This is a genomic window from Nocardiopsis dassonvillei subsp. dassonvillei DSM 43111 (genome assembly GCF_000092985.1).
In the GTDB taxonomy this organism is placed as follows: Bacteria; Actinomycetota; Actinomycetes; order Streptosporangiales; family Streptosporangiaceae; genus Nocardiopsis; species Nocardiopsis dassonvillei.
Window position 1 is genome coordinate 471,077 of the sequence record NC_014211.1, and the last position, 13,989, is coordinate 485,065.

General features: G+C 73.1%; 14 protein-coding genes. 9 read left to right on the top strand and 5 right to left on the bottom strand.

The window, feature by feature from the left end; genetic code table 11:
• Positions 1-49: 49 nt before the first annotated feature.
• Positions 50-970, bottom strand: coding sequence for a metallophosphoesterase (locus NDAS_RS26245; RefSeq protein WP_013156292.1), 921 nt, complete (start codon positions 968-970; stop codon positions 50-52).
• A 159-nt stretch (positions 971-1,129) separates the two neighbouring features.
• Between NDAS_RS26245 and NDAS_RS26250 the strand changes: the two genes are divergently transcribed.
• Entirely contained in the window at positions 1,130-1,585 is a 456-nt protein-coding gene (locus NDAS_RS26250; protein WP_013156293.1) for a GatB/YqeY domain-containing protein, read from the top strand.
• A 113-nt stretch (positions 1,586-1,698) separates the two neighbouring features.
• On the opposite strand, the gene NDAS_RS26255 is transcribed toward NDAS_RS26250, so the two are convergent.
• On the bottom strand, positions 1,699-4,068 hold the full coding sequence (locus NDAS_RS26255; RefSeq protein ID WP_013156294.1) for a penicillin-binding protein: 2,370 nt from the start codon (positions 4,066-4,068) through the stop codon (positions 1,699-1,701).
• Between the two features lie 439 nt (positions 4,069-4,507).
• On the opposite strand from NDAS_RS26255, the gene NDAS_RS26260 reads away from it, so the two are divergent.
• A complete protein-coding gene (locus NDAS_RS26260) occupies positions 4,508-4,831 on the top strand; it encodes a WhiB family transcriptional regulator (RefSeq protein WP_013156295.1) in 324 nt (107 codons plus the stop codon).
• A gap of 14 nt (positions 4,832-4,845) precedes the next feature.
• Here the strand turns inward: NDAS_RS26260 and NDAS_RS26265 are convergent, their stop codons facing one another.
• Together NDAS_RS26265 and NDAS_RS26270 are read right to left on the bottom strand one after the other, a co-directional pair.
• Positions 4,846-5,991: an ArsA family ATPase gene (locus NDAS_RS26265; protein WP_013156296.1), complete on the bottom strand. Its 1,146-nt coding sequence runs from the start codon at positions 5,989-5,991 to the stop codon at positions 4,846-4,848.
• Positions 5,988-7,034 (bottom strand): ArsA-related P-loop ATPase, encoded by a 1,047-nt coding sequence (locus NDAS_RS26270; RefSeq protein ID WP_013156297.1) that lies wholly within the window; start codon positions 7,032-7,034, stop codon positions 5,988-5,990. Before NDAS_RS26270 ends, NDAS_RS26265 begins: the two co-directional genes overlap by 4 nt.
• A gap of 151 nt (positions 7,035-7,185) precedes the next feature.
• On the opposite strand from NDAS_RS26270, the gene NDAS_RS28295 reads away from it, so the two are divergent.
• From NDAS_RS28295 to NDAS_RS26285, 4 genes are all read left to right on the top strand, one after another.
• On the top strand, positions 7,186-7,359 hold the full coding sequence (locus NDAS_RS28295; protein ID WP_013156298.1) for a DUF4177 domain-containing protein: 174 nt from the start codon (positions 7,186-7,188) through the stop codon (positions 7,357-7,359).
• The gene (locus NDAS_RS26275; RefSeq protein ID WP_013156299.1) at positions 7,359-7,820 is read left to right on the top strand and encodes a RidA family protein; all 462 of its coding nucleotides are present in this window, start codon (positions 7,359-7,361) and stop codon (positions 7,818-7,820) included. The genes NDAS_RS28295 and NDAS_RS26275 overlap by 1 nt, the downstream gene beginning before the upstream one ends.
• 71 nt (positions 7,821-7,891) lie before the next feature.
• Positions 7,892-8,785, top strand: a complete 894-nt coding sequence (locus tag NDAS_RS26280) for an NUDIX hydrolase (protein ID WP_013156300.1) — start codon at positions 7,892-7,894, stop codon at positions 8,783-8,785.
• An 81-nt stretch (positions 8,786-8,866) separates the two neighbouring features.
• A complete protein-coding gene (locus NDAS_RS26285) occupies positions 8,867-9,673 on the top strand; it encodes an MBL fold metallo-hydrolase (RefSeq protein ID WP_013156301.1) in 807 nt (268 codons plus the stop codon).
• 207 nt (positions 9,674-9,880) lie between these two features.
• On the opposite strand, the gene NDAS_RS26290 is transcribed toward NDAS_RS26285, so the two are convergent.
• Positions 9,881-10,567 carry a Crp/Fnr family transcriptional regulator gene (locus NDAS_RS26290; RefSeq protein WP_013156302.1) on the bottom strand — a complete coding sequence of 229 codons (687 nt, stop codon included), beginning with the start codon at positions 10,565-10,567 and terminating at the stop codon, positions 9,881-9,883.
• Between the two features lie 289 nt (positions 10,568-10,856).
• On the opposite strand from NDAS_RS26290, the gene nth reads away from it, so the two are divergent.
• The 3 genes from nth (at position 10,857) to NDAS_RS26305 (ending at position 13,826) form a co-directional block, all read left to right on the top strand.
• Positions 10,857-11,603 (top strand): endonuclease III, encoded by a 747-nt coding sequence (nth, locus tag NDAS_RS26295; protein ID WP_013156303.1) that lies wholly within the window; start codon positions 10,857-10,859, stop codon positions 11,601-11,603.
• 369 nt (positions 11,604-11,972) lie between these two features.
• Positions 11,973-12,626 carry an NUDIX hydrolase gene (locus NDAS_RS26300; RefSeq protein ID WP_013156304.1) on the top strand — a complete coding sequence of 218 codons (654 nt, stop codon included), beginning with the start codon at positions 11,973-11,975 and terminating at the stop codon, positions 12,624-12,626.
• Between the two features lie 21 nt (positions 12,627-12,647).
• Positions 12,648-13,826, top strand: coding sequence for a MarP family serine protease (locus NDAS_RS26305; protein ID WP_013156305.1), 1,179 nt, complete (start codon positions 12,648-12,650; stop codon positions 13,824-13,826).
• The last annotated feature ends 163 nt before the right edge of the window (positions 13,827-13,989 follow it).

Below are 13,989 nucleotides of genomic sequence, written 5' to 3' on the forward strand. Positions count from 1 at the left end.
ACGCCCGGGAGTGCTCGCGCACGGTTTCCGATCGGAGCGCCGAGGGGGGTCAGGAGGAGGCCACGAGGTCCAGCAGGGAGGCCTCCGGGCGGCAGCAGAACCGCACCGGGGCGTACGGGGAGGTGCCTAGGCCGCCGGACACGTGCAGCCACGCGTCCCCGTACTCGTGCAGACCCCAGGCCCGCCTGCGGTCGATCCCGCAGTTGGTGACCAGGGTCCCGTAGAACGGCAGGCACAGCTGGCCGCCGTGCGTGTGCCCGGCCAGGAGAAGCTGGTAGCCGTCGGCCGCGAACCGGTCCAGGTTGGACGGCTCCGGCGAGTGCAGCACGCCCAGACGCAGGTCCGCCGACGGGTCGGCCGGTCCGGCGACCTCCTCGTACCTGTCCAGCTTGATGTGCGAGTCGTGCACCCCGGCCAGGGCGACGTCGAGTCCGCCCGCCTTCAGCCCGCCCCTGCGGTTGTTCAGGTCCAGCCACCCGGACGCGGACATGGCCTCGCCCAGCTCGCGCCAGGGCAGGTCCGGGGTCCGGCGCTTGTTGTAGTCGTTCTTGCTGGTCCGCCACAGGTAGCGGGCCGGGTTCTTCGGCTGCGGCGAGAACAGGTCGTTGGACCCGTACACGAACGCGCCCGGCCGGTCCAGCAGGGGCCCCAGGGCCTTCGTGAACGGTCCCACCGCGTCCGGGTGCGCCAGCGAGTCGCCCGTGTTGACCACGAGGTCCGGCTCGTGGGCCTCCAGCCCCCGGATCCACTCGATGAGCATCTTCCGGTCGGGTGTCAGGTGCGCGTCGGACAGGTGCAGGATCCGCAGCCGCGGGCTGCCCGGGGGCAGCAGGGGCAGCTCGTAGCGGCGCAGCCGGAACCAGTTGCGCTCGATGACCGAGGCGTAGACCAGTCCCGCCGCTCCGACGGCGCCCGTGATCGCGGCCGCGCGCCCCACCCGGCGCAGGATTCGTCTGTTGTCGGCGCCCATCGCCCTCCTTCGTCGTCACAGAGATCGTCGCAGATCCACGGAGCACGCGTGTGCGAATCCCCCGTCGCGGGCCGCCGGGCCGGTGTGAGCCGCGTCCGCGCGGCGTCCGCGCGCGCAAACCGTTGGTGACCCCGCGGCGCCCCGCCGTAGGATCGGCTCATGTCCGAACTCAAAGCCCGTCTCAAGAACGACCTGACCACCGCCATCAAGGCGCGCGACAAGGTGCGTACCGGCACCCTGCGCATGGTCCTGGCCGCCATCTCCACCGAGGAGGCCGCCGGCAGCACCTCGCGTTCCCTCGGAGACGACGAGATCACCCGTCTGCTCACCCGGGAGGCCAAGAAGCGCCGCGAGGCCGCCGAGGCGTTCGACAAGGGCGACCGGCCCGAGCAGGCCGCGGCCGAGCGGGCCGAGAGCGAGGTCATCTCCGACTACCTGCCCAAGCAGCTCACCGACGAGGAGCTGTCGTCGCTGGTGGCCGAGGCCGTCACCGAGACCGGAGCCGAGGGCCCCCGCGCCATGGGCCAGGTCATGAAGGTCGTCAACCCCAAGATCGCCGGCCGGGCCGAGGGCGCCCGCGTGGCCGCCGAGGTCAAGCGCCAGCTCGCCGGATGACCTGACCCGGCCAGACCGGGCCCGGCCTGGTCCGACTGTGCGCCACCCGCAAACGGCGGGGAACGCGAAGGGGCGGCGGTGTACGCACCGCCGCCCCTCTCACGTGCCGGGCCTCAGTCGTCCTCCCGGCCGGGGGAGTTCGACGCGGGCGCGACCGGGAACCAGTCCTCGTCGTCCTCCGGCCCGCTGGCGGTCCCGCCGCCGCTGCTGAGGAACACGTTGACCGTGGCCCCCTCCGGCAGCCGCGTCCCCGGGTCCGGGTTGACCGCGGCCACAGTGCCCTCGGGCTCGGGGGAGCGGACCCGGGTCGCGGACACGTTCGCCGTGTAGCCCGCGGCCTCCAGGACGCTCACCGCCTCCTGCTCGGACCGGCCGATCACGTCCGGCACGCCGCCGTCGTCGCTGGCCGGGCTGGCCTCCTCCTCCGTGCGCGGAGCCGACGTGGAGCCGAACTGCGACGGCGGCGACGGCAGCTGCTCGACGTCCAGGCCCTCGTGGGCGCCGCGCATGGTCTCCTGCCAGATCGGGCCCGGGATCGTCGCCCCGTACACCACCCCGTAGTACCGGTCGCCGATGGTGACGTTGCGCAGCGGGTACTGCTGCGGGCCGCGCGGGTCGCCGACGAAGACCGCACCGGCCATCTGCGGGGTGAACCCGGCGAACCAGGCCGCGGCCGAGCCGTCGGTGGTACCGGTCTTGCCCGCCGCCGGACGGCCGATGCCCAGGGAGGCCGCGGTGCCGCCGTTGAAGGGCTGCTCCAGCAGGTAGCTGACCCCGTCGGCCACCTCCTCGTCGATCACCCGCTCGCACTCGGGCTCGATCTCGATCGTCTCGTGCGCGTGCTGGTCGATGATCTTGGTGATGGCCTGCGGCTCGCACAGGATCCCGCCCGAGGCGAAGACCGAGTAGGCGTTGGCCACCCGCAGCGGGGAGACCTCCTCGCTGCCCAGCGTGAAGCTGCTGTTGGCCAGCGAGCGCTCGTTCTCGGTGAACAGCGTGCCGTCCGCGCGCCGCAGCCCCAGGTTCTCGGCCATCTCCATCACGTCGCAGAAGCCCACCCGCGCCTGGAGCTGGGCGAAGTAGGTGTTGGACGAGGCCCTCGTCCCGGTCATCATGTTGTGCGTGGTGTTGGAGTTGGTGTCGCCGGAGTTGCTGGGGGACCAGGGACTCAGGGTCCCGCCGTTACAGCTGCGCTGCCCGGAGACGGTCACGCTGGCCGGTGAGTTGAACGAGGTGCCGAACGGCATCCCCTCGGCCAGCGCCGCCGCCAGCGTGAACGCCTTGAACGTGGAACCCGCCTGGAAGCCGCTGCTGCCGCCCCGGTCCGCGTCGGTGGCGAAGTTGATGGAGGTCTCGCCGAGCTTGCTCTCGTCGGGCCCGTAGTTGCGGCTCTGCACCATGCCCAGGATGTGGCCGGTGCCCGGCTGGATGACCACCTCGGCGGCCACCTTGCGGGACTCGTTCTCGCGCGGGACCCACTCGTCCACGGCCTCCTGCGCCGACACCTGGGTCTGCGGGTCGAGCGTGGTGTGGATCTGGAGTCCGGCGGTGCGCAGCCAGCGCGCCCGCTCGGTCTCGTTCTGGCCGAAGCGCTCGTCCTTCTCGATCTCCTGGACCACGTAGTCGCAGAAGAACGGCTGGTCGCTGGGCACGCAGCCGTTGGGCGGGGTGGAGATCTCCACCTCCATCGGGACCTGCTTGGCCTCCTCGGCCTCCGCCTCGGTGATCGCGCCGGTGGCCACCATGCGGTCGAGCACGACGTTGCGGCGGTCGGTGGTCTGCTCGGGGAAGAAGCGGGGATTGTAGAGGTAGGGGTAGCGCACCAGGCCCGCGATGGTGGCGGCCTGGTGCAGCTCCAGGTCGCTGGCGGGCACCTGGAAGAAGTGCTGCGCGGCGGACTCGACCCCGTAGGCGCCGTCGCTGAAGTAGGCGATGTTGAGGTAGCCCTCGAGGATCTCGTCCTTGGTCATCCGCTGTTCCAGGGCGACGGCGTAGCGCAGCTCCCGGATCTTGCGGGCGATCGTCGTCTCGGAGGCCTCCTCCAGCTCCTCCTGGGTGGTGGCCGCCTCGATCTGGACGTTCTTGACGTACTGCTGGGTGATGGAGGACGCGCCCTGGGTGTCGCCGCTGAGCGTGCGGAGCGCGGCGCGCAGCGTGCCCGACACGTCCATGCCGCCGTGCTCGTAGAAGTGGGCGTCCTCGATGGCGAGGATGGCGTCGATCATGACCGGCGAGACGTCCTCGATCTCGACGAGCTCGCGGTTCTGGTCGAAGATCTCCGCGATGACGCCGCCCTCGCTGTCATAGATCGTCGATCTCTGAGGAGGCGGCGGAGTCTCCAGATTGCTGGGCATCTCCAGGAAGCCGCTGGCCACGTTGCGCGCCGTGATGCCCAGTCCCCCGACGGCGGGGAGCGCGAGAGCGGCGACGAGGAGTCCAGCGACGACGCCGACGCCGACCAGTTGGCTGATTCTTTGAAGCAATGTCCCCTGACCCACCCCATCAGACTAGGTGACCACGTACGTGCGAAGTGGTCCGATGTGGAACGGATAGTGCGCGAACGCGCGGAAATGACCCGCGTACCGCGGGCTGTGCCCCCATGCCATCTTTTCATGCCTATCGCCGGCCGGGCACTGACCGGTTCGGCGGCGCGGCACGCCCACCCCGTCCGATGCGGAGAGCCACCGGGCCCCCACGCAATGGCCCGAGCGGGCCATATTGGTGAGACGTGAGGGGGGTCCATCAGGTTCTGTTGGCGCGGCGAACGAATCCGTAACTTCTAGGCAACAGGGGTGGGCGTCGACCACCGCACCCCACGCGGCAGCGGGAGCCCACGGTGTTCCCCTCCGGCCGGGGCACGCGCGTGCCCCGGACACCGGATCCGCTGGCGCGGGGACCGGGTGCGCACAGGGGAGTAGAGGCATGTGGACCGACCAGTGGACGACCAGGGCGCTGTGCCGGCGGGTGGACCCCGACGCGCTGTTCGTCCAGGGCGCGGCGCAGCACCGCGCCAAACTCATCTGCCAGGAGTGCCCGGTACGCACCGACTGCCTGACCGACGCCCTCGACAACCGGGTCGAGTTCGGCGTCTGGGGCGGCATGACCGAACGCGAGCGCCGCGCCCTGCTGCGCAAGCACCCCGGCGTCACCAGCTGGGGGCCGCTCCTGGAGGAGGCCCGCAGGGAGGGTGGCGTCGACCTCGCCAGCTACGCGGCCGAGCACGCCGAGCGCACCTCTGCGGCCTGAGCGCTGACAGCGCCCTACCGGCCCCGGCCCGCCAGCTCCTCGCCGACGTCGCGCAGCCCCGCCAGGTCGTGCACGTCCTCCGGCAGGGCGGCCACCTCGGCCACGCGCACGCCGCCGTGCTCCGCCAGCAGGGCGTCCCGCAGCCGGACCTCGCGTCCGCGCGTGCGGACCCTCTCCGCGTGCAGCCGCAGGGCCGCCGAGGCCGGCGTCCGCGTGCCCGAGCGCTCCAGCGCCTCCGCAGCGGCGACCGCCTCGCGCACGTCCAGGGACCCGCCCGCCCCCTCGGGCAGCGGATGCGTCCGGTTGACCACCAGCCCGGCCAGCGGCATGGCGTCGGTGGCCAGCCGCTCCACGAAGTAGGCCGCCTCGCGCATCGCGTCCGTGTCCGGCACGGCCACCACCACGAAGGCCGTCCCCGGAGCCTGGAGCAACCGGTAGGTGCGCTCCGCGCGCTTCTGGAAACCGCCGAACACCGTGTCGAACGCGGCGACGAAGGACCGCAGGTCGTCGAGGAGCTGGGCTCCCACGACCTTGCTGATCGCCGAGGTCACCAGGTTGAACCCGGCGCCGAGCAGCCGGAAGGCCCCCGTGCTGGCCGGGGCGCTCAGGAAGCGGATCAGCCGCCCGTCCAGGAAGCGGCCGAGCCGCTTGGGCGCGTCCAGGAAGTCCAGCGCGGACCGGCTGGGCGGGGTGTCCACCACGATCAGGTCCCAGTCCCCCGACTGGCGCAGCTGGCCCAGCTTCTCCATGGCCATGTACTCCTGCGTGCCCGAGAAGCTCGTGGAGAGGGTCTGGTAGAAGGGGTTGGCCAGGATCTGCCGGGCCCGCTCGGGGTCCGCGTGCTCCCTGACGACCTCGTCGAAGGTCCGCTTCATGTCGAGCATCATCGCGTGCAGGCTGCCGCCCGACCCCTCCGGCAGCGGGACCGGACGCGGTGTGTCGTCCAACGACTCCAGCCCGAGGGACTGGGCCAGCCGCCGCGCCGGGTCCACGGTGATCACCACGGCCCGCCGCCCGCGTTCGGCGGCGCGCAGCCCCAGCGCCGCGGCCGTCGTGGTCTTGCCGACCCCGCCCGCGCCGCAGCACACGATGATCCGCGTACCGGGGTCGTCCACGAGGGCGTCCACGTCCAGGCGTCCGGCCCCCACCGCCGCGCTCACAACCGCACCCCCTGCCCGACCAGCCGCCGCGCCAGGGAGTCCAGCGCGGCGCGGTCCACACCGCCCTCCAGCAGCGGCAGCTCCAGCAGCGGGCGGCCCAGCCCCTCCAGGTCCGAACGCATCCGGCGCTCCAGCCGCACCCGCAGGGCGTGGGCGCGCAGTTCTCCGGCCAGTGCCGCCGCGAGTTCCCGCGCGTCATCCAGACGCGCCTCCTTCAGCCCGGCGGCCAGCGCGTCCAGGTCCGTCTCCCCCTCCGCCGCGGCGGCCAGGTCGGCCTCGTCCAGCAGCGGCCGCCGCACCATGTTCACCAGCACCGCGCCCACGTTGAGCCCCAGCCCGCCGACCTCGGCGATCCCGTCCCGGGTCTCCTGGACGGGCATCTCCTCCAGCAGGGACACGAAGTGCACCCGGGTCTGCCCCGAGCGGATGACCTCCATGACCCGGTCGGCGTGGTTGCGGATCGGTCCCACGCGGGCCAGCCCGGCCACCTCGGAGTTCACGTTGAGGAACTGGGCGATCCGGCCGGTGGGCGGCGCGTCCATCACCACCGCGTCGTAGTGGAAGGGGGCCGTCGGCGCGCCCTCGGCGGACCTGCGGCGGCCGCTCCGGCGGCGCCGCACAGCCTCGGTGGCCTTGCCGGTGAGCAGGACGTCGCGCAGCCCGGGGGCGATGGTGGTGGCGAAGTCCACGGCGCCCAGCCGGTTCAGCGCCTGGCCCGCCCGGCGCATCCCGTAGAACATCTCCAGGTACTCCAGCAGCGCCGCCTCGGCGTCGGCCGCCAGCACGCTCACGCTGCCGCCGCCGGGCGCGGCCATCATCTCCCGCTCCTCGTAGGGCAGCGGCGGGCTGCCGAGGAGGGTGGCGACGCCCTGGCGGCCCTCCACCTCGACCAGGAGCACTCTCGCGCCGCCGGAGGCCAGCGCCAGCGCCAGCGCGGCGGCGGCCGTGGTCTTGCCGGTCCCGCCCTTGCCGGTGACGATGTGCAGTCGTGCTCCCGCGCAGGCCTCCCCCGGAGGCTTCGGTCCGTGCTCGCTCTCGCTCACTCCAGGCAGTCTATGCGGGCGTTCCAAGCGGCGTCGGGAGCGGTGCCGCGGTGGGCGCGGGAGGGCACGCGGATGAGTAAGGTGGCGGCGTTGACGTGCGGCGCCCCGCCGTGGGGCGGTCCGCCGGTGAGCGAGCAAGGGTGAGGGACGCATGAGCAAGTGGGAGTACCAGACGGTGGCGCTGCTGTCGCACGCCACCAAGCAGATCCTGGACAACTGGGGCGCCGACGGCTGGGAGCTCGTCTCCGTCGTGCCCGCTCCGCTGCCGGAGGGCACCGACCCCCGCAACCAGCAGTACGTCGCGTACATGAAGCGGGAGCTGTGATGGCCACCCCCGAGGAGCGGATCGCCGAGCTGGGTCTGACCCTGCCCGAGGTGGCCGCGCCGGTCGCGTCGTACACGCCCGCGGTGCGCAGCGGCGACCACGTCTACGTGTCCGGCCAGCTGCCGTTCGTGGACGGGAAGCTCCCCACTACGGGCAAGGTCGGCGCCGAGGTCACCCCGGAGACGGCCAAGGAGCTGGCCGCGCGGTGCGCGCTGAACGCGGTGGCCGCGGTGCGCGCCGAGATCGGCGAGCTGTCCGGCGTGGTCCGCGTGGTCAAGGTGGGCGGCTTCGTGGCCAGCACCCCCGACTTCACGGGACAGCCCGGCGTGGTGAACGGGGCCAGCGACCTGCTGGCCGAGATCTTCGGCGCCGCCGGTGTGCACGCGCGCGCCGCCGTGGGCGTGGCCGCCCTGCCGTTGGACGCGCCGGTCGAGGTTGAGATGATCGTCGAGGTCCGCTGAGCGGGTCGCCCTCTTCCGGTGCGGTGACCCCCTTTTCGCGGCGCTCTGTCCCCGAGGAGGAGGGTACGCCGATGCGCGACGTCCCGGCAGGCGACGGCACCGGGAACGGGGGCGCGGCGCCGGGCGGCTCCGCGCCGGGCGGCGCCGTCGAGCCCCGCCCGGCCGCCACGGTCATGCTCCTGCGCCCCCGCGGCGGTGTCCGGGACGGGGGCGCGGACGGCCCCATGGAGGTCCTGCTCATGCGCAGGGTCCGCTCCATGGGGTTCGCCCCGGGCGCCTACGTCTTCCCCGGCGGCGGGGTGGACGCGCGCGACGCCGACGGCGACCTGCCCTGGACCGGCCCCGGCCCCGAGGAATGGGCGCGCACGCTGGGCACCGACGTGCGCACGGCCCGGGCGCTGGTGTGCGCCGCGGTCCGCGAGACCTTCGAGGAGACCGGCGTCCTGCTGGCCAGCGAACCCGGGCGCGCGGGCGGGGAGGCCATCACCCTCGACACCTCCTCCGAGGAGTGGGAGCGGGACCGGCTGGGACTGATCGACCGCTCCCACTCCTTCACCGAGGTCCTGGCCCGGCGCGGCCTCGTGCTCCGCTCGGAGTGGCTGCGCGCGTGGTCGCGCTGGATCACCCCGAGGGCCGAGCCGCGCCGCTACGACACCTGGTTCTTCGCGGCCGAGCTGCCTCCGGGGCAGGCCTCGCGCGACGTGGGCGGCGAGGCCGACCTCACCCGGTGGACCGACCCCGCCGCCGTCCACGGCGAGTGGGAGGCGGGCCGGATGCCGATGCTCCCGCCCACGGTCGTGAACTGCGCCGAACTCGCGGACTGCCGGACCCTCCGGGGAGTACGGGAGGCCCGACGGGATATCGTCCCCATTGAGCCGGTTGTCCGGGAGGTCGGCGGCCAGTTGCGCGTCTTCGTGCCGAACGGGGTGGACTACCCTCTCCCGAAACCCGACGCGACTCCCTGAGGAGCCGCCGGGCAGCGGGGCCGCGCGTGCCGGAGGCCCCGGCCGCTCCCCGGTCCGGTTCGGCGAGCGAAGCGAGGTGCGATGAGGATCGACGGTTCCGGGACACTGCGCGCCAGCTGCGTGCTGTGCCCCAATCCCGGCCCGATGACGCTGGAGGGCACCAACACCTGGATCCTGCGGGAGCCGGGCGCGCGCGGGGTCGTGGTCGTCGACCCCGGCCCCCACGACGAGCGCCACCTGGAGCGCGTGGCGCGGACCGTGCAGGAGCAGGGCGCCCAGGTGCTGATGGCCGTGGTGACCCACCGCCACCCCGACCACGGGGAGGGCGCCCGGTACTTCTCGGAGCTGACCGGCGCCCCCGTGCACGCGGTCGATCCGGGGACCAGGGTCGGCGGACGCGGCCTGTCCGACGGAGAGGTCCTGGAGGCCGACGGCCTTCGGGTACGGGTGATCGCCACCCCCGGCCACACCGAGGACTCCGTCTGCCTGATGGTGGAGGCGGACAACACCATCCTGACCGGCGACACCGTCCTGGGCCACGGCACCACGGTGATCGACGGCGACGACGGGCTGGGCCCCTACATGGAGTCGCTGTACCGGCTGCGCTCCCTCGTGCGCGAGCACGACGTGCGCACCCTGCTGCCCGGCCACGGCCCCATCATCACGGCCCCGGCGACGGTGCTGGACTCCTACGTCGACCACCGCGAGTCGCGCCTGGGGCAGGTCCTGGACGCGGTGCGCGCGGGGGCGGCCGGGGTCGAGCAGATCGTCGACCGCGTCTACCCCGACGTCACCGAGCAGATCCGGTTCGCGGCGGCCTCGTCGGTGCGCGCCCAGCTGCGCTACCTCGCGGCGCGCGGCGAACTCCCCGAGGGCGTCGAGAACTAGTCGGCGAGCGCTCTCCCGGCCCCGGGCCCGGTTCGTGGCGGCCCCCCGGACCCGGGGGCACCGGGAACCGGGCGCGGACGGCTCCGGACACGGCTGTGGCCGCCCACCCGGCAGGGGGGAGCGGCCACACAGCGTTCAGGCCTGGGGAGCCCCGGCACGGGGCGCGAACGTCAGCGCCCCCGGGAGTCCCCGCCCGAGGGACACGGTCTAGCGGGCCCGGCGGCGCATCCGCTCGACGTCGAGCAGGACGACGGCCTTGGCCTCGATCCGCAGCCAGCCGCGCAGGGCGAACTCGGCGAGGGCCTTGTTGACCGTCTCACGGGAGGCGCCGACCAGCTGGGCGAGCTCCTCCTGGGTGAGGTCGTGGTGGACGTGCAGTCCGTCCTCGCCCTCCTTGCCGAACTTGTCGGCCAGCTCCAGCAGAGCCTTGGCGACGCGGCCGGGCACGTCGGTGAAGACGAGGTCGGCCATCACGTCGTTGGTCCGGCGCAGGCGGGCGGCCAGCGCCTTGAGCAGCTGGAGCGACACCTGCGGGCGGCTGGACAGGAACGGGCGCAGGTCGTCGTGGCCCAGTCCCGCGAGCACCGAGTCGGTGACCGCGACGGCGCTCGCGGTGCGCGGGCGCGGGTCGAACAGCGACAGCTCGCCGAACATCTCGCTGGGGCCGAGCACCCCGAGCAGGTTCTCGCGGCCGTCCACGGCCGTGCGGGTCAGCTTCACCTTCCCGCTGAGGATGACGTACAGGCGGTCGCCCTCGTCGCCCTCGCTGAACAGGGTCTGGCCGCGGCCGAGACGCACCTCGTTCACCGAGGAGCGGAGTGCGGCCGTGTCCTCCTCGTCCAGCGCCTCGAACAGAGGGGCCTTCCGCAGCACCTCGTTGATCTCGTCCACCACACGTCCTCCTAAAACCTGACCGCCAACAGTGTGACGTATATCGCACCCGGGTGTGAAACCAGGTCGTGATCCCGGCTTGTCCGCCGAGAGACAACTGCCCACAACAGCCGACGTCAGCCCCTGCGATCCTAGCCGTCATCAGTTCTGTACCAGGGCTGTCCGCGCCGCGCCACCGGACATTGGTTACATAGCCCCGTCCGCCGACAGTGGCGCGGACCCGCTCGCGACGGCCGCGTGAGCACGGCCGCCGGGCCGCGGTCCGCCCCGTCACCGGGACGCCTACCCTGTGATGATGCCCCGTGACACACCAGACGCGACCGAGCCGACGACCACGCCCACCGGTGAGAGCCGGCTCGCGCTGGTCCGCCGCGCCCGCAGGATGTACCGGGAACTCATCGAGCTGTACCCGGACGCCCACTGCGAGCTGAACTTCACGACCCCCCTGGAGCTGCTGGTCGCGACGATCCTGTCCGCCCAGTGCACGGACAAGCGGGTCAACCAGGTCACCCCCGCCCTCTTCGCCCGTTACCCCGACGCGGAGGGCTACGCCTCGGCGCGGCGGGAGGAGCTGGAGGAGATGATCCGCTCGACCGGCTTCTTCCGGGCCAAGGCCAACAGCCTCATCGGGCTCGGGCAGGAACTGTGCGAACGGCACGGTGGAGAGGTTCCGAGGAAACTCTCCGACCTGGTCAAACTACCCGGTGTAGGGCGAAAGACCGCAAACGTACTGCTCGGTAACGCCTTCGATGTGCCCGGTATCACTGTTGACACCCATTTCGGGCGGCTCGTCCGTCGTTTCGGGTGGACCGACGAGGAGGACCCGGTCAAGGTCGAGCACGAGATCGGCGCGCTCTTCCCGCGCCGGGACTGGACGATGCTCTCCCACCGCGTCATCTGGCACGGCCGCCGGGTCTGCCACTCCCGCAAGCCCGCGTGCGGGGCCTGCGGCCTGGCCCGTCTGTGCCCCTCCTTCGGAGAGGGGCCCACGGACACCGCCACCGCGACCAAGCTGCTGCGGATGCGCTCCTTCTCCTGAGACCCACGGGGGCCGGCCGCCCGGGTGCGCGGCGTGCGGACCCGGGCGGGCGCCCCGTCCCGGCGCCCGGTCGTACAGGGGCGGCCGGGCGCGCATCGGGAGCAGGCGCCGGAGGTTTGTACCCTGATCACGTGAGTGTGCGCACATCGTCCCCGTCGCGGGCGTCCCAATCCGCGGCGCCCCGTGCGACGCCGGTACCCCCGCCCGTCGGCGCCGGAGGAGGTCCGACGACGTGACGACTCCCCGGGAACGACGCGCTCCCCCGCGCGGCGCTCCCCCGGGCGCGGGCCCCGCGGCCCCGCGAGGAGCCCGGCGCACGGCCCCTTCGACCCACCGACGGCGCGACGACTCCCGGAACAGGTTCCCCGCATGAACTCGATCCCGCTCTGGCTGGCCGCGCTCGCGGACGCCGCCGAGACGATGACCGTGCCGCCGCCCATGCGGCCGCCCGCCGAGGGAGGGCGCGAGTCCGCCGTCCTCGTCCTCTTCGGGGAGGGGCCCAGGGGCCCCGACCTCCTCCTCATCCAGCGCAGCGAGGGGCTGCGCCGCCACGCCGGACAGCCCGCCTTCCCCGGCGGCCGGATCGAGCCCTCCGACGCCTCCCCGGAGGCCGCGGCGCTGCGCGAGGCCGCCGAGGAGACCGGACTCCTCCCCGAGGGGGTCGACGTCGTCGGCCGCCTCCCCGAGCTGTACCTGAGCTTCAGCGACTTCCGGGTGGCGCCCGTCCTGGGCTGGTGGCGCGAGCCCAGCGAGGTGCGGCCGACCGACCTGGGCGAGGTCGCCGCGGTCTCCCGCGTGCCCGTCGCCGACCTCGCCGACCCGGCCAACCGGGTCAAGGTGCGCTACGGGGGCGGGCCCCGCTGGGGGCCCGGCTTCCGGGTGGAGGGGATGCTCGTGTGGGGCTTCACCGGCGCGGTGATCGACAGCCTGCTCGCCCTGGGCGGCTGGGAACTTCCCTGGCGCGACGAGGGTCTCACCGAAGTGTTCGAAGCAACCCCGCAGGGCCTGCGGCCGGTCGGTTAGCGCTCACTCTTGGAGGGCAATGTGCTCGACGTGATCCTGGTCGTCCTGTTGCTGCTGTTCGCGGTGACGGGGTACCGACAGGGTTTCATCGTCGGTGTCTTCAGCTTCGCGGGCTTCGTCGGAGGGGGCGTCCTCGCCGCCCTGACGGCCCCGGCACCCATCCAGGCGTGGGTGGAGGACCCCGGCAGGCAGGCGCTGCTGGCGATCGCCGTGGTGTTCCTGTCCGCGGCGCTCGGCCAGTTCCTGCTCTCCTACCTGGGCACCTTCGTCCGCAACAAGGTGACGTGGGACTCGGCGCGGGTCCTGGACGCCATCGGCGGCGCCCTGATCAGCGGGCTCTCGGTGCTGCTCGTGGCCTGGTTCATCGGCAGCACGGTGGCCAACTCGGCGCTGCCGTTCGTCGCGGGCCAGGTCAGGGACTCGCGCATCCTCCACTCGGTGGACACGCTGATGCCCGAGGCCGCCCACAGCGGGTTCTCCACGTTCCGCCGGATCGTGGACCAGAGCGCCTTCCCGCAGGTGTTCAGCGGCCTGGGCACCGGTGAGCTGGCCGAGGTGGCGCCGCCGGACCCCGACGTGCTCACCACCCCGGAGCTGATCGAGTCGAGCCGCAGCGTGGTGAAGGTGCTGGGCACCGCGCCCTCGTGCCAGCGCCGCGTGGAGGGGACCGGCTTCGCCTACGCGGAGGACCGGATCATGACCAACGCGCACGTGGTCGCCGGGGTCACCGACGACCTGCGGGTGGTCACCCGGGAGGGCTACCAGCTCGACGCCACGCTGGTGCTCTTCGACGCCCAGCAGGACCTGGCCGTGCTGCACGTGCCGGGCCTGGACCTGGAACCGCTGGAGTTCACCTACGAGGCCCCGCAGGGCGGTGACGCGGTCGTGGCGGGCTTCCCGCGCAACAGCGGCTTCACGGCCGTCCCGGCGCGCGTTCGCGCCCGCCAGACGGCGCAGGGGCCGGACTTCTACCACTCCCAGCAGGTGAGCCGGGAGATCTACCAGGTGCGCGCCGTGGTGCGCCCGGGCAACTCCGGCGGCCCGCTGCTGTCGCCGGACGGCACCGTGTACGGGGTGGTCTTCGCCGCCGCCACGAACGAGCCCGAGACGGGTTACGTGCTCACCGCCGACGAGGTCGCGGAGAACGCCCAGAGCGGCCTGGAGAACGACGAGCAGGTCTCCTCCCAGGCCTGCGACTGATCGCGTGGCTGCGTTGTCCACAGGCCGGATCCGGGGCTTTCGGGGGCGCGCGGGAGGCGGTTGACTGGATGTACAGGGGGCCCGGGGGCACGGTCGGCACCGTGCTGCCCGCCTTCGCTCCGGGGCCCGCGCCCGCTCCGGGGCCCGCGGTCGCGTCGGCGCA

Excerpts from the sequence above, each read along its gene's own strand:
- NDAS_RS26245 (WP_013156292.1), bottom strand. The coding sequence starts at position 970 with ATGGGCGCCGACAACAGACGAATCCTGCGCCGGGTGGGGCGCGCGGCC.
- NDAS_RS26250 (WP_013156293.1), top strand. The coding sequence starts at position 1,130 with ATGTCCGAACTCAAAGCCCGTCTCAAGAACGACCTGACCACCGCCATC.
- NDAS_RS26260 (WP_013156295.1), top strand. The coding sequence starts at position 4,508 with ATGTGGACCGACCAGTGGACGACCAGGGCGCTGTGCCGGCGGGTGGAC.
- NDAS_RS28295 (WP_013156298.1), top strand. The coding sequence starts at position 7,186 with ATGAGCAAGTGGGAGTACCAGACGGTGGCGCTGCTGTCGCACGCCACC.
- NDAS_RS26275 (WP_013156299.1), top strand. The coding sequence starts at position 7,359 with ATGGCCACCCCCGAGGAGCGGATCGCCGAGCTGGGTCTGACCCTGCCC.
- NDAS_RS26280 (WP_013156300.1), top strand. The coding sequence starts at position 7,892 with ATGCGCGACGTCCCGGCAGGCGACGGCACCGGGAACGGGGGCGCGGCG.
- NDAS_RS26285 (WP_013156301.1), top strand. The coding sequence starts at position 8,867 with ATGAGGATCGACGGTTCCGGGACACTGCGCGCCAGCTGCGTGCTGTGC.
- nth (WP_013156303.1), top strand. The coding sequence starts at position 10,857 with ATGATGCCCCGTGACACACCAGACGCGACCGAGCCGACGACCACGCCC.
- NDAS_RS26300 (WP_013156304.1), top strand. The coding sequence starts at position 11,973 with ATGAACTCGATCCCGCTCTGGCTGGCCGCGCTCGCGGACGCCGCCGAG.